This window comes from Acetobacter lovaniensis (assembly GCF_014207635.1).
Classification (GTDB): Bacteria; Pseudomonadota; Alphaproteobacteria; order Acetobacterales; family Acetobacteraceae; genus Acetobacter; species Acetobacter lovaniensis.
This window is the reverse complement of record NZ_JACHIE010000006.1, coordinates 96,020-116,102: the sequence shown is the minus strand read 5'-3', so window position 1 is coordinate 116,102 and position 20,083 is coordinate 96,020. Positions and strand designations below refer to the sequence as shown.

Sequence of the window (20,083 nt, the reverse complement as noted above, 5' to 3'; positions counted from 1 at the left end):
TTTCCAAAACCCCTCACCCGGAACACCCCTTACAGAGGAGCGTTCCTCACGGGTGCTTTAAGAATGGCTTTTGCGCAAAGAGTCTTTTAATATCAGGTTTGACTGGAGCGCCCCGATATGACCATGAAAACCTTTCTTATATCGTGCGATGTTCATTTAAAAAAAATCTCTCTGGCCCTCTGTGTTTTCCTGCCTTTTTTCCAATTACGTGGTCGCGCCATAGCGGATCTGAGTATCCTGTTTATTGCAATAAGCTTTTTACTATACTGCACTTTTGAAAAACATTACCGATGCCTCCTGCATGGGTGGTTCCCCTGCGCTCTGGGGCTTTGGGGCGTTATCGTTGTTTCCTCCATACTCAACGGGTCCACACATGCCGTTCTGGAAGCCATAGCGCTCCTGCGTTATTTTGTTTTTGTCAAAGCGCTGGAAGAATGGCTGCTGGATAGTGCGCAAAAGCAGCACCTGCTGGGTCTGAGCGTCACACTGGCCGGGGTGTGGATCATCTGCCAGTGCTGGGAGCAGTATCTGCTCGGAGTTAACCTGTGGGGCTATCCCCGCTGGCAGGATGGCGCCCTGACCGGCCCGTTTTTTCAACCCCGTGCCGGACCACCCCTCGCAATCATCATGTTCCCCGGACTGATGATCTACCCCATGCGCATGGTGCAGAAAAAGGAGCTGGCCCGGAAGCTGGCGGGGCTGGCCCTTATGTCTTTTCTACTGCTGACCATGGTCATGATCGGGCAGAGAATGCCCGCACTGCTGGTGTTTTTTGGATTTTTCCTGTGCGCCATGCTGGTCAAAACCACACGGGTTACGGTTCTGCTGGCCACACTGTCCGGTGTTGTGGCGCTGGGGCTCCTGCCGTTTATCTCCCCCCCGTCCTATAACAAGCTGATCCTGCGCTTTTTTGAGCAACTCGGGCATTTTTCGCAGTCCCCTTATGGCCAGCTTTATATGCGTGCGCTCAACATGGTGCACGCGCACCCCCTGCTTGGGCTGGGCTATAACGGTTTTCGCATCCATTGTGGCGAGACAGCCTATCTGTACGGTATTCCGCAGTTTACCAGCATGATTGCCGGGCAGGACATAGGAGCGGGGTGCACCATTCACCCGCACAACACCTATCTGGAAATCGCCACCACGGCGGGGCTGTCAGGACTGTTCCTGTTTGTATGGATGGTTCTGCTCTGGTTGAAAAAACTGCTTCAGGCCGCACTTGCGGGCCGGGACCTTATGCAAGCCATGCTTTTTATTACAGCGTGCATGCTGTTCTGGCCCCTTGCCTCGACCAGTTCCCTGTTTACGGAACGCACGGCAGGGTGGGTCTTTTTAATGGTCGGGTGGGGACTGGCGCGTGCCCGGCTTGCTGGCTCCGCACGCGCTCCGCAAACCGGAGCATGAACCATACAGCCCTGCATATGGCGTTGGGGAGACTGACACCAACACCGGGAGCGGAGAGGTCAGGCGTTAAAACAGGTCCACTACGCCAGAAGGTCTGACTGTCTCAGCCTGTATGCCATAGCGAAGCACCCGAATAACATGGGAAAGCTTAACGCCCTGACTCAGAGTGCCAACATCGAGCGGCTGTGTTTCGTCCTGCTCATAACAGACAACCAGATTTTTAAGCACGGTGGACACGGCTTCCACCATTTGCGTGGCGGAATCCAGCTTTTGCAGGATGTGTGCATCCGTATCACTCAACGATGCGGTGGCCATGTTTTCGCCGACCACGCGCTGCACACCCATAAAGTCCTGACAGGTTTCATCCAGAAGTTCCACCAGATGGTCCATAACATCGTGCAGGCTACATGCGCTTCCGGCTACACCATGGGGCAAAGGGGGCACCACATCCATGTTCTTCTTCCTCTTTGGCCCGGCTTTTTAGAACAGCTCGACCTCGGAACTGGCTTCCTTAGCCCATTTCCGCTCTGCTTCAGCCTCACGCCGGCTGTAGGCGACTTCCTGCTTGCCAATACCCAGCACGTCCTGCACCAGATTCTGCTGTGCACGGCCCGTTGTTGGCCAGAACCGAATACGCCGTGCCAATGTGCCGCCCAGACTCTGCGACACGCAGCGAATACCTTCATCCACCAGATAGTTGGTTACAAAACGAATATTTTCCTGCCCGATGCGGCCCAGACTGGGCACAACGGCCGCACCACCAAAAACCTTGCACACCAGACGGCTGCGCTGCGCCCCAGCCTTGAGCAGACCGTTGACCAGCATTTCCATGGAGTTCACGCCAAACCGCATGGCCATGCCGGTTTCACTCACACCGCCATCTGGCAGCAGAAAATGATTAATGCCACCGACATGCGCCAGCGGGTCAAACATGCAGACTGAAATGCAGGAGCCAAGCAGTGTTGCAAAAACAACTGACGGATCGCCAGAAATTTCTACTTCGCCCTGAATAACCGTTTTAACTACGGTGTGATCGCTCACTTGATCGGTCCGAACACCTTTTCCAGAACCTCACGTAGCTTGGCTACAGTGTAAGGTTTGGCAAGGAAGTTGTTAACACCAGCCTTGACCGCTTCCTGCACCAGATCCTTGCTGGCTTCACCGGTCAGGATAATAAATGCCACTTTCTGGATTTTCGGGTTGCTCCGCACCGCACGCAGCAGGGCCAGACCATCCATAACCGGCATGTTGAAGTCGGAAATCACCAGATGTGTGGGGTTCTGGTCCAGATATTCCAAAGCCTCCTTGCCATCCTTGCGCTGGGCTATGTTGGTAAAGCCGATTTCAGCCATACTGTTAGCCAGAACCTGACGGATAGAGGCCTGGTCATCTACGATCAGGGCCTTGATTTGTGAAGCGGCAGGCATTTGTCTCCCCCTTATTCCTAGTCTCAATTCCAGCCATCAAAGACCGGCAGCCGATAGACAGGACGGTTCAAAGCCGTCCTTTTTGTGACAGTTAGCGCGTGTGAATGGCCATGGCCGCAGAGCTGATCTGGCGCAGTGGCACAACCTGACAGGCCGCACCAATTTCCGCCGCAACCCGTGGCATTCCATAAACAACTGAGGACGTTTTGTCCTGCGCGATTGTATAGGCACCAGCCTGCCGCATGCTCAGCAGTCCTTCGGCGCCATCCCGCCCCATGCCGGTCAGGATGATTCCCAGCGCATTCCTCCCGGCATGTTTGGCGACAGACTTGAACAGCACATCCACCGAGGGGCAGTGCCCGCTGACCGGCGCACCGCTGATCAGCCGTGTCACGTATTTGCCGCCGCCATTATCGACCACAAGGTGCCGGTCCCCACCGGGGGCAATGCGGACCATGCCGGGTTGCAGCACCTCTCCCTCCCGCGCTTCGGCAATGGAGAGTGCCGACATGGACTGATTGAGCCGATTTGCAAAACTGGCGGTAAACAGCGGAGGCATATGCTGGCAGATAACAACCGGCGGGCTTTTTGGCGGAAACCCCGTAAGCACTTCTTCCAGCGCCTCCACCCCACCGGTGGACGAACCAATCGCCACAAGGTCCACCGAATTGCCCCACGTGGTCTGCACGTGACCCACCGGGGAAGGAGGCGTGCGCCGCTGAATGCGCGAGACCGGCTGCGAACGGGCCGCCAGCACAACCAGCCGCCCAAGGCCTGCAAACGCATCCTCCCCCGGAGCCACGTTGTGTTTGGGGTAGCAGTCAAACGCCCCCATCTGGAGCGCCGTAATGGCCGTATCCGCTCCCTTGGCTGTCAGGCTGGACACCATGACAACGGGGATGGGGCGCATCCGCATGATTTTTTCCAGAAACTGCAGGCCATTCATCCCCGGCATTTCCACGTCCAGGGTAATCACGTCCGGCTGGTCCTTGATAATCAGGTCACGCGCTTCCAGCGGATTTGCCGCCTCACCACAGACTTCAATATCAGGATTCTGCGCGAAGGAACGCTTGATCAGCGCACGGATCGTGCGTGAATCATCGACAATCAGAACTCTTACTGGCTGGGGCATCAATCAGCTTGCTTTCCGGTAAATGGTCGGGGCGACCTGCTCCAGACCGCACTGGCGGGGGTCGGCCACTTTTTCGGAGTGACCGACATACAGAAACCCCCCTTTTTCCAGCTTGTCGGCCAGACGCCCCCACAGGCGCTCACGCGTGGGTTCATCAAAATAAATCACGACGTTGCGGCAGAAAATAACCGCAAACTGTCCCCGCATCGGCCAGTCGGCATTCAGGTTCAGCACCTTGAAGACCGGAAGCGCGCGGATATCGCCAACAAAAGTCAGGTTCCCCTGATCGTCGGCCTGCATGAACTGGTTTTTCTGGGCATTGGAAATGCCATCCGTCTCACTGGCGACATAGGTCCCAGCGGCAGCCTGCGCCACCACTTTGGAGTTGATGTCGGTTGCCAGAATACGCATGTCATACGACGCCGCTTCGGGAAAAGCCGACAGAACAGACATGGCAATGCTCCACGGCTCCTGCCCTGTGGAACATGCGGCAGACCAGATGCGCCCGCGCCCGCCACTGCGCAGCTTGGCGGCAAGCGCTGGCATGACAGTCTGCTCCATATGCACAAAATGCGGTCGTTCGCGGAAAAAGCTGGTGACGTTGGTTGTCAGCGCACAGACCAGCTTTTCCATTTCCGCCCGGCCAGATGGGCTTTGCACATAGTTGAGATAGGCGTGAAAACTGCCCATCCCGTTTTCCCGCACGCGGCGGGACACGCGCGAATACACCAGCGTACTTTTGGAATCGGGAATAAAAATCCCCGCTTCCTGCTTGGCAATCCGCCGAACCATCTGAAAGTCGGCGTCTGTATATTCTGGATCGGCAGTGGAACTCACCTCCCCCATCAGGAAGTCATCCCACCCACCAGCTGGCCGACCACAACCTCAAGCCGGAGCACGCCAATCATGCGGTCCGCAATCATGACCAGACCGCTCAGGCTGCTGTCTTCCTCAGCCACGGCCTGAATGTCGGCCAGATTGACATCGGCCATGTCGATCACCCGGTCCACCAGCAGGCCACACACCGTACCATTGCGGGATTCCACAATCACCACCACGCGGCGCGGGTTATCGGGCAGCGGCTCCACGTTCAGATAGACCGCAAGGTCGATCACGGTCAGGATGATACCGCGCAGGTTGATCGCACCGCACACATAATGCGGGGCAAACGGCAGGGCTGTCGTTTTTTCAAAGCCACGAATTTCGCGCACGCTCAGGATAGGAATACAATATTCCTGCTCACCCACCGCAAACACGATCATCTTGACAAGTTTGGTGTCCGCCCCGGCTTCGTCCGTCATATCCATTTTCCTACTCAAATACAGATCGGCTGATGTGGTGTTGGGTTTTTATGCCGCAAGTCCTGTGCGAACATCCGATGGTCTTGTGTCAATCCGTCCCAGCGCGTTGGCAACCAGTGCGGGAACATCCAGAATGAGGGAAACGCTCCCATCCCCCAGAATGGTGGCAGCGGACACACCAGACATCTGCCGATAGTTTTTCTCGATGCTCTTGATCACCACCTGCGCCTGATCGCGGATATCCTCCACAATCAGGGCCGCACGCGCCCCGGACTCGTTTTCCACCACCAGAATGACGTCCTCCTCGGACGGACCACCCGCCTTGTACCCGTCAAGCCCCAGTTCGGACGCCAGCGGAATAAGCGGCATGCACGCCCCACGGATGGACACAACATTGGCGCCATCGGGCAGCATGTAAATGTCCTTGTGGTTGACCATCATGGTTTCCACCACGGAGGACACCGGAACAACCATGGTGGACCCGGCGGCCACGATCAGCATGCCATCCAGCACGGCCAGTGTCAGCGGCAGACTCAGACAGAAGGTGGTGCCCTGTCCTTCCACGCTGTTGATTGTCACACGCCCGCCAAGCCCCAGAATGGCCTGCTTGACCACGTCCATCCCCACCCCGCGGCCCGAAAGGTCGGACACGGTGGAAGCGGTGGAAAAGCCCGGAGCAAAGATCAGGTTGTTGACCTCATCATCCGTCAGCACCGCGTCGGGGGCAATAATGCCGCGCTTGACCGCAGTGGCCAGAACGCGCTCACGGTTGATCCCGCCCCCATCGTCCTTGATGGTGATGAGGATGCGGCCAGAACGGTGCCCGGCGGAAAGCAGGATCTGCCCGGTGGGGGGTTTGCCTGCGGCAATCCGGGTCTCGGCACTTTCAATCCCGTGGTCCACCGCGTTGCGCAGCATGTGGGTCAGCGGATCAGACAGTTTTTCAACCAGAGTGCGGTCCACTTCCGTGTCCTCACCCTCCAGCGTCAGCACCACGTCCTTGTTGGTCATGGAGCAGGCCTCGCGCACAACACGCTGCATGCGCTGGAACACGCTGCGCACCGGCTGGGCCCGCACGGCCATGACGGCGTCCTGAATGTCGCGCGTCAGGGTTTTCATGCTGGCAATGCGCTTGATCATTTCCTGCTGGCCACCGTCCTCCCGCTGGCCAATGGATTCCAGAGCGGCCTGTGCAATCACCAGTTCGCCCACAAGGTCCATCAGGTCGTCCACACGGTGGAGATCCACGCGGATGGTCGCCTGCTCAACCGGGCGGCGCGTGGCGGTATTGCCTGCGGCAATAGGGGCCGTGGCGGCAGGGGTTGGCGCAGGCGGCAGCTCCGCCATGATTTTTTCGGCAATGGACGTCGGAGTACGCGCATGGCTGGCAGCCACAGGAGCCTGTACAGGAGCGGCCTGAACTGCCGCCGGAACGGGCGCTTCCGGTTCCGCTTCCGGCTCGGCCAGGGCTGCCTGTGCCTCGGCCGGCTCTTCCTGGCTGCTGGAACCGGGGCTGGAGCCACCATCACGCGTGATGGTCACATCGCACACATCACTCACCCAGTCGAAGACCGTGTGCACGCTTTCCTCCGGCACGGCGGCGGGCAGGACCACGCGCCATGACAGGTAGGATTTTTCGGTTTCCAGACTTCCCAGCGCAGGCAGGGCTGCGGTTTCGCATGTGACCATGCTTGTGCCACCGTGGGCCACGGCCACATCGGACAGGCCAATCAGCAGGTTGCGCGCATCATCTCCCCGGTCATACATGGCGGCATGGGGGCTGAACGTCACGACAAGCGATGCCGCATCGGCCGGAGCGTCTTCCTCCACGCCGAAATCACCGAAGTCGAAATCGGCCATGACCGGTTCAAAATCCACCGGAACAGGCGCAAAATCGGCGGGAACGGTATCATCTTCCTTTGGCCCGGCACTGCCGCTGCCTTCACCAATAATGGCCTGAAGTTCGACGCGACTTTCCTCTATCCGGCCGGTATCAACCGTAGCACCCCCCTGTGCCTCGGCGACCAGATCGCTCAGAACATCCATGGCCTTGAGAAAGGTTTTGACGATCTCTGGCGTAGGGGCGACACGGCCGGAACGCAGACCATCGAGAGAACTTTCGAAGACATGCGCAAAGCGGACCAGATTTTCCAGACCGAACGATGCAGCCCCGCCCTTGACCGAATGCACGGCACGAAAAACGGCGTTGATTGTCTCCTTCCCGGACTCACCATCCGAGAGGGCAGACAGGCCACGCTCCAGTTCCTGAAGCTGCTCTTCACACTCCTGGAAAAAAACCAGAAGGATATCGTCCATGTCACCACTCATTCTGGTCTCTCTCTCCTTCAGGCGGTCACCCGGCGGATAGCCGCCACAAGGCTATCTGTGCTGAACGGCTTGACAATCCACCCTGTCGCGCCTGCTGCACGGGCACGGGCTTTTTTCTCGGGATCGCTTTCCGTTGTCAGAACGATCATTGGCAGATGTTTGTACTGATCCATCGCCCGGACCGCCTCGATAAACTCAAAGCCATCCATGCGGGGCATGTTGATATCTGTAATAATCGCATTGGGAGTGGGGTCGGCTTCCTGAAGCACTTCCAGCCCCTCTACGCCATCTCCACCCTGAATAACCTCGTACCCTGCTCCTTCCAGAGCCTTGCGGAGCATACCCTGCATGGTGCGCGAATCATCAACTGTCAGGACACGAATGCCCAATTTTTCCACCATAGTCCTCATCACTCCTTCAATGACGCTAGCGGTTCGGTCAGATACGCACTTACGCCAAAAAGGCCGTATGCTTCCACGACTGGCTCCGATGGCGCCACAAGGGGGCATCTGCTGGCGAGGAGAACCTGCAAACACAGTCCTCCTAGGTACGTCACGCCGGAGGCGTCCAGAGCAACCTGCCCGCCTCCGGTATTTTTAACAGCCTGTTCGATCTCACTCTTCAGGGCAAACGCCGCCGAACTGTCCAGACGTTCAGGTAAGGTCACACTAACCAACGGTCCGCTCCCTTGTCAGCCGCGCAGGCAGGGGTCAACCGACCCCTGACATACTGGAATAATGACCATTAAAATTCTTCCCAGCCCGCATCGGAAGAGGTGGTGGGCATGGACAGCGCAGACGAGGCCGGGGCCGCCGGGGGAGGCGTGACCGGTGCTGGAGCTGGCGGCGCCACACGGGCCGGAGCAGACGGTTTGGGCCGGGGGGGAGAAGAACGCGGGGCCACAAGTGCGGGACGGGACGCCTGACTTGCACGCCCCCCGGCCGTATCCATTTTAAAGCGGCTGAGTGTCGCTGCCAGCGTCCGGGTTTCGGCGGTCAGGTTATGGCTGGCTGCCGTGGTTTCTTCCACCATGGCGGCGTTCTGCTGCGTAACCTGATCCATACCGCCAATAGAGGCCGTAACTTCAGACAGGCGCTGGGCCTGATCCTGCGTGGAGGAGGAAATTTCCTCAACCCGGGTCGCAATGTTCTGGGTGCTGCCAGCAAAATCGTTCAGGTAACGCCCGGTCTGCTGCACCAGGTCCACACCCTTGCTCACCTGCTCGGCCGCCACGGAAATCAGGCGTTTGATCTCGCTGGCAGATGTTGCGGACTGTTCGGCCAGCGAGCGCACTTCCTGCGCAACCACGGCAAACCCGCGCCCGGCCTCGCCCGCACGGGCAGCTTCCACCCCGGCGTTCAGGGCCAGCACGTTGGTCTGGAAGGCAATGCCGTCAATGACCGAAATAATTTCGCCAATCGCATCGGAAGAGCTTTTGATCCCGTCCATGGCGGCGGTGGTTTCGGTCATGATCTTTGTTGCGGCCTTGACCTTTTCCAGCGCTTTCTGGCTTTCGGCATTGGCGTCGGCGCAGGCTTTGGCGTTGCTCTGCACACCTTCGGTAATGGTCCGCACGGAGGAAGCCGCCTGCCCGAGATTGGCGGCCTGCTTTTCCGTCCGCTTGGCCAGATCGTCCGAGGCGGTGGAAATTTCTGCCGCACCGGTGGAGATCAGGTCCGAATTGGAGGCAACAGCGCTCAGCGCTTCGTTCAGGCGGGAGGCGGAATGGTTGAACGCATCACGCAGGGGGGCGAATTCGCCATCAAAGATCGGGTCTTCAATCCGTGCGCGCAGGTCACCCTGCGCCATGTCGGCCAGAGCCTGCCCCAGACGCTCGATAACCAGATGGGTATGCTTGTCGCGCTCCTGACTGCCGGTCAGCGCGCCCTGAATTTCGGACGCCATTTTTTCCTGCCGCTGGCGGGCAGTGGCCTGCTCTTCCACCATGCGGGAGAAACGCGCCATAATCCGGGCAAGGCGGCCAACGCAGTCTTTGTTCTTGAGGAAGGGAATATTGCTGTGGGCGACGCCGTTGCCGAGTTCTTCACCCATCGTGGCCAGTTTTTCAACCGGTTCGGTAATCAGGCTCGTGAACCACCGCCAGATCTGCCAGACAACCAACTGACCGAAAACAAGGGCCGCCATGTTGATGATATACGTGTAATGGACTGGCGCATGCCAGAAAAAGCCAACCGTCTCTACAATGATCTGGAACATGAAATATGCTTCCAGACACAGCATAACGACACGAATCTTCTCGCGGAACGGAGCGTCCTTGTTCAGCCATTGCAGCATATCAGTGCAACTTCCCTTATATTATTGGGGCGCCTTGCGAGACAGACCCCGACCTTTTTTTCCTTCACATGGAAAAAATGCCAGCCTGCCCTGACCTTAATGGCCCCCATGCCTATTTACAAAAACCAGAAAACGCCCGTGGACGTCCCCTGTGAGACATAAAGCAGATAACCTGTCCCTATCCAGACACACGGACCAGACACATAAACGCCTTCATACCGCGTTCATGGCTGGATGTCTTTACAGAAGATCGTCCGATCTTCAGACAATAGGCTTTGTGCTCCCGTCAGATAAAATTCTTACAAAACAATACCGCAGGTAGCCACCGCCCCGGCTCCGCCCTGTGACCAGGAGGAATTGATGGCTGCCCTGCGTGAAATGATAGCTTTTTCGTGACAATGAGCAAGCCTGTAACCGCATGGCGATTTCTAAAAACCTTGCAATATTACAGGCTCAAACGCTCCATTTGCGACCGTTTATTATTACGGCGCCATGAAACCGGCAGTCTCACCCCCATTCAGGGTACAGTCCCCCGCCCGGACTCAGCCGCCAAAACTGCGGACAAGCCCCCCCGCCACCATCTGCCAGCCATCGACCAGCACAAAGAAAATCAGCTTGAATGGCAGGGATATGGTTGCAGGGGGCAACATCATCATCCCAAGGCTCATCAGCACACTGGATGTGACAATATCAATAACCAGAAACGGCAGATAAAGCAGAAACCCCATCTCGAACCCGCGGCTGAGTTCGCCCACCATAAAAGCGGGCATCAGCACGCGCCATGGCGTATCCGCCACGTTTGCGGTGGGAGTTACGTTGGCCAGACGCTCAAACGTAGCCAGATCGGCCGAACGGACATGGGAGAGCATGAACGTGCGAAAAGGCTCCGCTGCCGCCTTCAGCCCTTCCATTTCCTCCACCTGCCCGTCCACCATGGGGGCAATCCCCTGATCCCATGACTGCTGGAACGTGGGTTGCATGACAAAAAAGGTCAGGAACAGGGCAAGCCCGATCAGCACCATGTTGGGCGGTGTACCCTGCGAGCCAATAGCCCCGCGCAGCAGAGAGAGCACAACAATAATACGGGTAAAAGCCGTAACCATCACCAGCAGGCTGGGCGCGAGTGAAAGCACGGTCAGCAGCGCGGTCAACTGGATAATGCGGCTGGTTGTACCCGGGTCTCCCCCTTTGCCCAGGTCCAGAGCTATGGACTGGGCATGGGCCACAACCGGCATGCCAGCCAGCACGCCCACCGCCAGAGTACACAGCGCAAGGCTCGCAAACCACACGCCACGTCTTGTAAAGGCCGGAACTGTCAAGGCTTGGGGCTCCGCTTATGCATCAGATGGGGGGACCGGGCCGGGCGCTGGCTGCCCGCCGGGCAAAGTGGCAACAGGTGCCAGTACCGGGGGCTGGCCTGCGGGGACTGGCATAACGGCACCACCATCCTCTACCCAGCCCATGAACACATCGTTACCGCCGCCAGTCAGGACCAGCCCTTTTTTCTGCCCGTAACGAATGACGCTTACCCGCCTGCGTTGGTCTACGGCCACACTTTCCACAACCGCCAGATTGGGCGTCTGCCGCCCTTTAAGCAGATACGGCTCCATGAACTTGAGCCCGTAACGGGCCAGAAAAATCAGCCCGATAACAAGTGCGAACGCCACAATGCAGGTCAAAACCGGCACAACAAACGCCCCAGCACCCAACCCGGCAGCGGGCTGGGCAACGTTTGCGGCGACTGTACCGGGCGCGGGCAAGGGTTTTAACCGTTGGTCGCGGAGGAGGACAGGATTTCCGTCATGGTCACACCGATATGGTTGTCATCCACCACCACCACTTCACCTCGGGCGATCAGTCGGTTGTTGGCGTAAATATCCACGGCTTCCCCCAGCTTGCGGTCCAGCTCGACCACAGCCCCACGCCCAAGACGCAGCAACTGGTTGACTGGCATGGTGGCCGTGCCAATAACCGCCGTGATCTTGACCGGGATATCGTAAACGGCTTCTTTCTGCACGTCGTCCGCATCCTTGCCATCAGGAGCGGGGGCGGCTCCGGGAGCAGCCGTTGCGGAGGCATCCGGCGCTTGCGCGCTGGTGGCGAAATCCTCAAGCCCGATATCGGTGTTGTCTGTTGTCATGGTTGTCTCCGCCTGCTTATGCCTGTCCAGTGTTGTGCTGCATGCGCTCGCGCGCAAGAGCCGTTACACTGGCAACTATTTTTTCAGCCATGTTTTTGCGCCACTGCACTGGATCAATGACAATGGTATTGGCCGCCGTGGAAATCCGTATGATACCCGGTGCAAGATCAGACAGGGCTTCGACCTGCACACCGCTGTCAGTCTGCAAGGCCGCCTGCAGGCGCTGTATGTCGGCCGAACTGCACTGCACGGTCACATCACCCTCGCACTCACGGGCGAAGCTGGCGGCATCGGCCAGCAGGTCGCGCTGCATGCCCTGCAACACCGTGCCATCCAGTGCTGTCAGGCTCCGCACGATATCCACCACTGTCGCCACAAAAACCTGCGACGCCTTGGCCAGCGCCTGATCCCGCCGGGCATTTTCCGCCTTGAAGGCATTGGTCAGCTCAGCCAGACATCCGGTGTAAAAGGCCTGTAGCTCCGCGTCCTTGTCGGCTGCACCCGCAGCGTAACCCTCATCACGCGCCTGCTGCTGCATGGCCGCCAGATCGTCACGCGTTATGCTGAGCAGGTTAGGGTCGGGCGGGGGTGGCTCAGAGGACGTGTCATCCTCATCCGGGTCCGTCTGCGAGGCGGGATCCACCTCCGGGAGACTGAAATCCTCCAGATCCATCATCCGTGGATACGTGTGCGCAGGCATACACGCCCCCTCGCTGGAGGACGCGCCATCCGCCATGCGGCGCACACCAGACCGGAAGAGTACCCGTTCCAGCATTACGGAATGATCTCGTCGTTGCCGCCGTTTTCGGTCAGGTCGATTTCACCCGCATTGGCCATGTTTTTGATAATGGTCACAATATCGACCTGCGCGGCATCAGCATCCTTCACGCGCACAGGGCCAAGGGCGGAAATTTCTTCGAGCAGAATGCTGCCTGCACGCTTGGACATGCACTGCAGGAACATCTTGCGCACAGTTTCGGACGCGCCTTTGAGGGCGAGGGGCAGTTTTTCGCGGTCCACCTGCGCCACAATGCGCATAAGGGCATCGTGCGGCAGGCGCTTGATATCTTCGAAGGTGAACATGAGCGCTTTCACCTTTTCCATATCGGCGTGGTTGCGCTTGTCCATGGACGCCATGAGGCGCGTTTCGGTCTTGCGGTCGAAGTTGTTGAACACTTCGGCCAGCAGTTCGTAACTGTCGCGCTTGGACGAACGCCCAAGGGAGGAAATAAACTCGGACCGCAAGGTGGCCTCCACGCTGTCCAGCACCTCGCGCTGCACCGTTTCCATGTGCAGCACACGCATCATCACTTCGGTTGCGTAGTCCTCTGGCAGCAGGGTCAGCACACGGGCGGCGTGGGCGGGCTGCAGGCGGCTGAGAATAACGGCGGCGGTCTGCGGGTATTCGTTGCGCAGGTAGTTGGCCAGAACCATTTCCTGCACATTGCCCAGCTTGTCCCACATGGTGCGCCCGGCCGGACCACGGATTTCTTCCATGATCTTGTCGACCTGCTCGCCCGACAGCGCCTTGCGCAGCAGTTCCTCGGTGGTTTCGTACGTGCCGACCAGCCCTTCGGCCGATTCGAAGTTCTTGGAGAACTGCGCGCACACTCCCTCCACCACGGAAGCGCTGATCAGCCCCAGCCCGGCCATGGCGACCGATACGTCGCGGACCTCATCTTCCTGCAACTGCTTGAGCACCTTGACCGCGCGCTCACGCCCGGCAGCAAGCAGAAGAATGGCGACACGCTGCTTGCCGGTCAGGTGTCTGGTCTCATCATGCACAACGGAAGAAGACGTTTCCGGCTGCCGTGCATCAGAGGCTGCGGTCTCGGACATGGCCTAGGCTCCCTTCTTCGGATCCGGGGCGGCCAGCCAGCTCCGGATAATCAGTATGGTTTCATCAAGGTTGTTTTCGAAGCGGTTGGCCACCTTATCCAGTGCTTCCTGCCGCAGTTTGCCCTGAACGCCATCCAGATCGACCTCATGACCCCCTTCTCCCACAGGCAGGCCGCTGCTGGCATGGAGCATCTGGCCATTGGCGCCCATGACAATGGAGCCATCCTCCACACCCTCGAGCAGTTTTTCCTGCCCGGGCACTTCCTTGGAAATAAGGGTAACCAGCCCGGTGCGGCGCAGCATGGGGCGCAGGCCAATAAACAGCGCACCCAGCACCAGCAGGATGGGAATAACCCACTCCGCCACGTAAATGAGCATTTCGCGGCTGAAGTAGTCTACGCTCCCACCAGCAAAATCAAACCCGCCATCGGGCATGAACCGCATGGACACAACGCGCACTTCGTCCCCACGGGCCTTGTCAAAGCCTACGGCGGTCTGGGCAAGGGTGGTGATCCGCTCCATCTCGGAGTCGTCCAGCGGGGTCCAGACTTCCTTGCCGTTCTTGTCCTTGGTCATGGTGCCATCAACCAGCACCGCCATGCTCACCCGCGCAATGCGGGGGCGCGACTGGTTAACAACGCGCACACGCTTGCCAATTTCGTAGTTATTGGTCTCTTCCTCGCGGTCGCTGCTCGAGCCGCTCTTGTTGTCCTGATTGGCGTTGGCATTGGGCAGGTTGTTGCCAACCGTGGTGCTGGGGCTGGATTCGGTATTGGTGCTCTTGTCCGAACTTGTCTGCTGCGACCGCAACACCTGCTGGTTGGGATCGAAGCTTTCCTCCGTTTCATGCACTTCCTCGGTGGACATGGTCACCGCAGCACGGGCGCGCACATGGCCTGCACCCAGTGTGGGCACCAGCATGTCCTCCACCGCCTGGGCAAGGCGCTGTTCTTCCGCATGACGGATTTTTTCCATCTGCGTTTCCTGCCCGGCCAGACTATCGGGGTCACCCGGCTTGACCAGCACATCGCCGCGCGTATCCACAATGGAAATATTCTGCGGGCGCAGGCCCGGCACAGCAGCGGCGACAAGGTTCTGGATAGCCTGAATACCATCGGGCGCCATACGGCTCGCACGGCCAATATCCAGCACCACACTGGCCTGCGAGGGATTGGTCTCGGTCGAGAACAGGTCCCTGTGCGGCAGAACCAGATGCACACGCACATTCCGCACCCCATGCAGCAGGCGGATGGAACGTTCCAGTTCACCTTCCATGGCGCGGGTTTCGTTGATCGACTGTTCGAACTGGGTGCTGGTCAGGGTGCCGCTCTTGTCAAACAGCTCATACCCGACCGCGCCACCGCTGGGCAGGCCATCCTTGGCCAGCAGCAGGCGCGCACTGGCAACCTTGTCCTTGGCCACAAAAATGCGGGTGCCGTCCTGACTGGTGGTAAAGGAGATATGGGCCTTGGCGAGATCATCGGCCATTTCGGCCGCCTCTGTCAGGTCCAGATCACCGTACAGCAGGGCACTGGCCCCCGCTCCGGCGTAAAAAGAAAAATAGGCCAGAGCCCCCAGCAGGGCAGCACCCGCCAAACCCAGTGCGATCTGCTGCGTGCGGCCCAGAGCCCTGAGGCTTGTAAGAAAGTTTTTCATACGGGAATGGCTACGCTGTCACGATGGAAAAATGGGGAATCACACAACTCTCCAGACGTTTCAGCATCCAAACACTCCGCGCTCCGCCAAACCATGGCCTTGCCATCGCCCTGTCATACCCGTCAAGGTAAACCGGCTTCTGTATCGCCATAAACACATCATAAGCACGTTGTGCCACAGTAAAAGAACAGTCTTGCAACACCAGACCCACTCCAGTTTGTATTGTAACCCGGTCCGGCGCACCAAACGAACCCCGTTTTATGGATAATACGCGTTTGTCGGCGGCACTTTTTTAATCGGCATATTCAGGCGCCGTGCGTTCTGGTCCTGCGTCAGCCCTGTCGGGCCTTCCGCCACCTCACGCGCCACATTGGGCATCAGGTCCGGGCGGGCCCAGCAGTCCACACCATTCCAGCTTTGTGTGCAGTAGGGCTGTGGCGCGGGCGGGCGCTCGGGGGGGGCGCACCAGTCCTCCCCTTCCTGAATATAACCGGCGTTACACTCACGCCCCGTTATCTTGCTGGCAATATGGTCGGGTGAACACCCCGCAACCGCCAGAATCAGGGCCACCATCATTCCGCGCCTGATCATCATGCCTTTTTGTTCCCGTCCTTCAAGCCCACACGCACACCCTTACGACCGGCATGGCCTATCCTGATGCCTGATGCCGCCAGACCCGGCATACGGGCCTATGGCTACCAGATGAACATGCTATTTTAAGCCATTTCCCATGTAAATGCGAGACAAGAGGCACCCCTGCGCCAAAAAACCCGGAGAAGCCAGCGGTTACTGGGAAGAGGACTGCGCCCCACTGCCCGCGCGAGCCCCCGCGGCCGGGGTAGCGCTTACGCTGGGTTTGGCCCACCATGTTGCCGTGCCCACGGTCTGGGCAAGCCGGTCGCCGCCTTCCCCCCCGTCCGTGGACGCCCGGAAGCTCCGGACCCCGGCCATGAACTGGGAAATCAGGTTAACACGCTCGGGCGACATGTTACCCATGATGGCCGACACCTTGCGGGTGTTCATTTTGCTGGCCACGGCAATAAGCACATGAATGTCCATGATGTTGAAGACCGCCGCTGCCTCCTTGGGGGGCATGTCCTCGTAAATCTTGACCAGCCGGTCCGTCTCGGCGTCCATCACCTCACGGTGGGCGGCCTGCTTCTGCTCCAGCGTGGCCATGGAGGCATCCAGCGTGTTCATTTTCTGGTCCAGCACGGCGCGGGCTGCATTCAGCACATGCTTCTGCTGGTCAAGCTGCTGCTGCTCACCCTCGATGGTGGACTGACGGGCCAGAATATCCTTGACCAGATCGGCCTCGGCCTTGCTGACTTCGGGGTCCGGGTCGGGGCCAAGGCCAGCCGCGCCGGTTTTGACCTGTGCGCAGGAAATACCCTTGGCACAGTCATCCGCCGCAACAGAAACCTTTTTTTGCTCTTGCCCGCGGTATCACCCACATCGGGGGACATTTCCGCCGCCTCGTTGGCGTCCAGCACGGAAACCCAGCCCTCCAGCGCGTCCTTGTCGCTTTTGGTCTTGCTGCTGGAATCGTTGACAGAAGGCATGTTCTCGGCCGCTGCCGCCTGCGCGACAGAAACCAGAGGCTGCGCAGCCGTGTCCGTACTCTTGTCCTTCATGTGTCCGGCGATGGTGTGGATATTCATCGCCAGAAGAAGAGTCATCAGGCTTGATGAAATATGCACAAGTTTCCCGAACGACAAACGGGGTATCAGCATCACAACCTACGACATCTCTTCATAAAAACACTCCGGCGGTCGGGCATGTGGCAGAACCGGCCCCATAAAGGGGAGTGCAGCCAGCCACACACCCCAGCCACAGGCCTGACCCCAGACCAGACACAGACTTACGGCTGCGTATCGGACATGCCCATCAGGGAGGCGTGGCCATCTTCCGTTTCCGCCGTGGAACGCATGACCTGATCCATATCGCCCCAGACTGAACCGTTATCCGCGCCCGAAGAGGTGGACTTGGAGGATTCCGTCGTAGCAGACTTGGAGGACGTCGCCACAACCGGAGCAGGCTTGACCTCGACCTTGACAGCCTTGACAGGTGTGGGCGCACTGGTCGAAGCGGCAAAGCTTGCAGGGGAGACCGCAGGCGTTACGGGCGCTACCGGCGCAACAGGAGCCGCGGCAAGGGCTGCCGTGGTGATCTTGAAGTCACCGGTCAGTTCCGCACCCTGCTGGATGCTGCACCCGCTCACGCCTTCAAGGAACAGCGTGCAGTTCTGGATTTTGGCGGTGCCGGTTGCAAAAAAGCGCTTGGCGCGGACAACCACGTTTTCCGCCGTGCCACGAATGACCACTTCCTCGGCCACCAGTTCGCCCGAGACCATGCCGCTTTCCAGAACGTCCACAATCGGGGCCTGCAGATGCGCGCTGCGTACCGTACCACCAATGGCGATGGGGGCGTCGGTTTCACACTTCAGGCTGGCTACATTCAGCCCCTGTACGAGTATGGTCTGGGTAGGCTCGGCCAGGGTGCCGAATGCGTTGTCACCGTTATTCATGCTTATCTCCCGTGGTGTTACCTGCCGATGATGCCAACATGGCCATCCCTGCACACTCCAGCTACCGCCAGCGTCCTTCTGGCCGCAGCACGCCGCCCCGGCATTGATGGCCATGCAACACACAGAAAACAGGCATTGCACAGCTTGTTGAATGGGGTAAATTGAACCGTTATGTCAAGTTATGCGTTGGGGAATGCCCCACCTTTTTGGAACCGTCATCGCAGCGCAACATAAACCCGGCATCCGCCCGCCTAGAACGGCAGGACATTGTCCAGAATCTGCTGGCCGTAACGCGGAGTCTGCTGCTTGGTCAGCTGCCCACGTCCACCGTAGGAAATGCGCGCCTCCGCAATACGGTCATGGGTTACGGTATTGTCTTCCAGAATATCCTGCGGGCGGACAACACCACTCACCATAAGCTGGCGCAACTCCCCGTTAATACGCACTTCCTGACGGGCCACCACCACAAAGTTACCGTTTGGCAGCACCTGCGTAATGGTGCCAGCCAGCGTGAGTGTAACCGCTTCTGTCCGGCGGATGGTGCCGGTACCGGCATTAGCGCTTGCGCTGCTCGTGTTCAGCGCATCAGACTGGGTCAGATGCGACAGCCCCTTGCCCTGAAAGCCGAACAGGCTGGGAATCCCGAAATCCTCCGACCCGCTGGACGAGGCTGAAGTATTATCCACCAGATTCGCGTTATCCGCGATCTCGACCTTGATGGTCAGCAGATCCCCCACCTGAGAGGCGCGCTGGTCTTTGAAGAAGGCGCGGCTCCCCGGCCGCCACAGGCTCCCCACCTCGGTTGGCGGTGGCTGAAGGGGGGGCATGGGCATGGTGACAGGCCGGTAATCGGGCGTTTGCGTGGGGTCCGATGTACGGGTCATGCGCGGGGGGTGCCCCAGTTCGCTCGTATCCGCCAGCCCGGAACAGGAGGCAAGGCCCAGCAATCCGACCATAATGGCGCCAGACAGACGGTGTTGGGTCAATAAGTCTCTCCAAGTCATTCAGCTACCACCGGGGCATATGCCGCCCTACCCACCGGAGCGGGAGGACGAACTGAGGCGACGCAGGGCGTTCCCATCCGATGGCACGGCGCCCGATGTGGTGTCCACCTCCATTTCGGACCCGTTGATGACCCGCCCCGTCAGAATCATTTTGCTGGCAAGGTTGAGCGCATGCACATACTGGCCCACACCCCCATCCTCCAGCGCCCGGCCCGTGGCCGACAACCGCAGGCCCGGCGCGGTGTAGGTGAGCATGATAGGGTCACCCTTGTGCATGACAACCGTCCGCCGCAGGTCCCGCTCCAGCACGGGTTCGTCCACCATGACACTGTGCACAAGGGTCATGCCCGCCACGTCCACATCCCCCGTATAGGCCTTGGCGCCACTCCGCCCCGTGTAGGAGTCGTCCACCCGCACGTCCGCAGCGGCGAGCACCGTTCCGGCCGAGAGCGCATGCGTGTAAACCAGCACGCGCTGCGCTGCATGGACCACTCCGGTCAGCAGAAACGAATCCTGCGTAATATCGCCCAGCGGGTGAGAGCGGTACACCGTGGCGGAAAAACGGCCACTCTTCTGGTCCCAGTCCAGATCGGACATCACAACGGGTTTGGGGTCATCCGCGGCAACGGTCATGGGGTGAAAATCCCCCAGTTCAACCGTGACCGGGCCTTCGCCCAGATCAGGCAGGTTCTGCTTGACCATATGGATAAAAAAATCGCGGTCCAGCACGCGGCCAGCGCGGGTAATGGTGGTCTGCGCCGTTGCGGACTGGTCCATCCAGTCCACCCCGTACTGGTCGGCAATGGCCAGAAGCTGCCGCCCACCGACAACAAAACTGCTGCCCGGCAGGGGGGCGGGCCCAAGAACCCGGTCCTGCCCGGGTTCGAGGTCCATGAACAGGTCCGACAGCCGCACCGTATCCGATGTAACCGTGGTTGCCGTGCGCAGGGTTGCGGCAAGGCAGGCTGCGGGCGGCAGAACCGCCAAAACCGCAGCCAGCAGCGGCAGTATGGCTGCCCGCAGGGACATG

The 20,083-nt window shown here is 59.2% G+C and carries 23 protein-coding genes; 2 read left to right on the top strand and 21 right to left on the bottom strand.

Going from position 1 to position 20,083, the window contains the following annotated elements; all coding sequences use genetic code 11:
- Nucleotides 1–117: 117 nt before the first annotated feature.
- A complete protein-coding gene (locus HNR55_RS08470) occupies nt 118–1,404 on the top strand; it encodes an O-antigen ligase family protein (RefSeq protein ID WP_166113531.1) in 1,287 nt (428 codons plus the stop codon).
- 66 nt (nt 1,405–1,470) lie between these two features.
- On the opposite strand, the gene HNR55_RS08465 is transcribed toward HNR55_RS08470, so the two are convergent.
- The 18 genes from HNR55_RS08465 to HNR55_RS08380 form a co-directional block, all read right to left on the bottom strand.
- A complete protein-coding gene (locus HNR55_RS08465; RefSeq protein ID WP_166113534.1) occupies nt 1,471–1,857 on the bottom strand; it encodes a hypothetical protein in 387 nt (128 codons plus the stop codon).
- Nucleotides 1,858–1,884: 27 nt separating this feature from the next.
- Nucleotides 1,885–2,445: a chemotaxis protein CheD gene (locus tag HNR55_RS08460; RefSeq protein WP_166113537.1), complete on the bottom strand. Its 561-nt coding sequence runs from the start codon at nt 2,443–2,445 to the stop codon at nt 1,885–1,887.
- On the bottom strand, nt 2,442–2,831 hold the full coding sequence (locus HNR55_RS08455) for a response regulator (protein WP_025828767.1): 390 nt from the start codon (nt 2,829–2,831) through the stop codon (nt 2,442–2,444). Before HNR55_RS08455 ends, HNR55_RS08460 begins: the two co-directional genes overlap by 4 nt.
- 91 nt (nt 2,832–2,922) lie before the next feature.
- On the bottom strand, nt 2,923–3,963 hold the full coding sequence (locus HNR55_RS08450) for a protein-glutamate methylesterase/protein-glutamine glutaminase (RefSeq protein ID WP_166113540.1): 1,041 nt from the start codon (nt 3,961–3,963) through the stop codon (nt 2,923–2,925).
- A gap of 3 nt (nt 3,964–3,966) precedes the next feature.
- Nucleotides 3,967–4,755 (bottom strand): CheR family methyltransferase, encoded by a 789-nt coding sequence (locus HNR55_RS08445; protein WP_242005491.1) that lies wholly within the window; start codon nt 4,753–4,755, stop codon nt 3,967–3,969.
- Nucleotides 4,756–4,808: 53 nt separating this feature from the next.
- Nucleotides 4,809–5,264, bottom strand: a complete 456-nt coding sequence (locus HNR55_RS08440; protein ID WP_166113546.1) for a chemotaxis protein CheW — start codon at nt 5,262–5,264, stop codon at nt 4,809–4,811.
- Nucleotides 5,265–5,312: 48 nt separating this feature from the next.
- The gene (locus HNR55_RS08435) at nt 5,313–7,580 is read right to left on the bottom strand and encodes a chemotaxis protein CheA (RefSeq protein WP_242005492.1); all 2,268 of its coding nucleotides are present in this window, start codon (nt 7,578–7,580) and stop codon (nt 5,313–5,315) included.
- Nucleotides 7,581–7,609: 29 nt separating this feature from the next.
- Nucleotides 7,610–7,993, bottom strand: a complete 384-nt coding sequence (locus tag HNR55_RS08430; RefSeq protein WP_166113552.1) for a response regulator — start codon at nt 7,991–7,993, stop codon at nt 7,610–7,612.
- 8 nt (nt 7,994–8,001) lie between these two features.
- Nucleotides 8,002–8,259 (bottom strand): STAS domain-containing protein, encoded by a 258-nt coding sequence (locus HNR55_RS08425; RefSeq protein WP_253545374.1) that lies wholly within the window; start codon nt 8,257–8,259, stop codon nt 8,002–8,004.
- 77 nt (nt 8,260–8,336) lie between these two features.
- A complete protein-coding gene (locus tag HNR55_RS08420; protein WP_166113556.1) occupies nt 8,337–9,887 on the bottom strand; it encodes a methyl-accepting chemotaxis protein in 1,551 nt (516 codons plus the stop codon).
- A gap of 542 nt (nt 9,888–10,429) precedes the next feature.
- Complete coding sequence (fliP, locus tag HNR55_RS08415; RefSeq protein ID WP_166113817.1) at nt 10,430–11,122, bottom strand: flagellar type III secretion system pore protein FliP; 693 nt, start codon at nt 11,120–11,122, stop codon at nt 10,430–10,432.
- Between the two features lie 99 nt (nt 11,123–11,221).
- Nucleotides 11,222–11,647, bottom strand: a complete 426-nt coding sequence (locus HNR55_RS16945; protein ID WP_242005493.1) for a flagellar biosynthetic protein FliO — start codon at nt 11,645–11,647, stop codon at nt 11,222–11,224.
- 5 nt (nt 11,648–11,652) lie between these two features.
- Nucleotides 11,653–12,027: a flagellar motor switch protein FliN gene (fliN, locus tag HNR55_RS08405; protein ID WP_166113557.1), complete on the bottom strand. Its 375-nt coding sequence runs from the start codon at nt 12,025–12,027 to the stop codon at nt 11,653–11,655.
- Between the two features lie 16 nt (nt 12,028–12,043).
- On the bottom strand, nt 12,044–12,802 hold the full coding sequence (locus HNR55_RS08400) for a FliH/SctL family protein (protein ID WP_166113559.1): 759 nt from the start codon (nt 12,800–12,802) through the stop codon (nt 12,044–12,046).
- Entirely contained in the window at nt 12,802–13,866 is a 1,065-nt protein-coding gene (gene fliG / locus HNR55_RS08395; protein WP_166113571.1) for a flagellar motor switch protein FliG, read from the bottom strand. The genes HNR55_RS08400 and fliG overlap by 1 nt, the downstream gene beginning before the upstream one ends.
- A gap of 3 nt (nt 13,867–13,869) precedes the next feature.
- Nucleotides 13,870–15,522, bottom strand: coding sequence for a flagellar basal-body MS-ring/collar protein FliF (fliF, locus tag HNR55_RS08390; protein ID WP_166113573.1), 1,653 nt, complete (start codon nt 15,520–15,522; stop codon nt 13,870–13,872).
- Between the two features lie 258 nt (nt 15,523–15,780).
- Nucleotides 15,781–16,116, bottom strand: coding sequence for a hypothetical protein (locus HNR55_RS08385; RefSeq protein WP_166113575.1), 336 nt, complete (start codon nt 16,114–16,116; stop codon nt 15,781–15,783).
- Between the two features lie 192 nt (nt 16,117–16,308).
- Nucleotides 16,309–16,758 carry a MotE family protein gene (locus HNR55_RS08380; RefSeq protein ID WP_166113577.1) on the bottom strand — a complete coding sequence of 150 codons (450 nt, stop codon included), beginning with the start codon at nt 16,756–16,758 and terminating at the stop codon, nt 16,309–16,311.
- Between HNR55_RS08380 and HNR55_RS08375 the strand changes: the two genes are divergently transcribed.
- The gene (locus HNR55_RS08375) at nt 16,759–17,280 is read left to right on the top strand and encodes a hypothetical protein (protein ID WP_166113579.1); all 522 of its coding nucleotides are present in this window, start codon (nt 16,759–16,761) and stop codon (nt 17,278–17,280) included.
- 103 nt (nt 17,281–17,383) lie between these two features.
- Here HNR55_RS08375 and HNR55_RS08370 read toward each other — a convergent pair whose 3' ends face one another.
- From HNR55_RS08370 to flgA, 3 genes are all read right to left on the bottom strand, one after another.
- Nucleotides 17,384–18,049: a hypothetical protein gene (locus tag HNR55_RS08370; protein ID WP_166113581.1), complete on the bottom strand. Its 666-nt coding sequence runs from the start codon at nt 18,047–18,049 to the stop codon at nt 17,384–17,386.
- Nucleotides 18,050–18,300: 251 nt separating this feature from the next.
- On the bottom strand, nt 18,301–19,005 hold the full coding sequence (gene flgH / locus HNR55_RS08365; RefSeq protein WP_242005502.1) for a flagellar basal body L-ring protein FlgH: 705 nt from the start codon (nt 19,003–19,005) through the stop codon (nt 18,301–18,303).
- 75 nt (nt 19,006–19,080) lie between these two features.
- The gene (gene flgA / locus HNR55_RS08360; protein WP_166113585.1) at nt 19,081–20,082 is read right to left on the bottom strand and encodes a flagellar basal body P-ring formation chaperone FlgA; all 1,002 of its coding nucleotides are present in this window, start codon (nt 20,080–20,082) and stop codon (nt 19,081–19,083) included.
- Between the last annotated feature and the right edge of the window lies 1 nt (nt 20,083).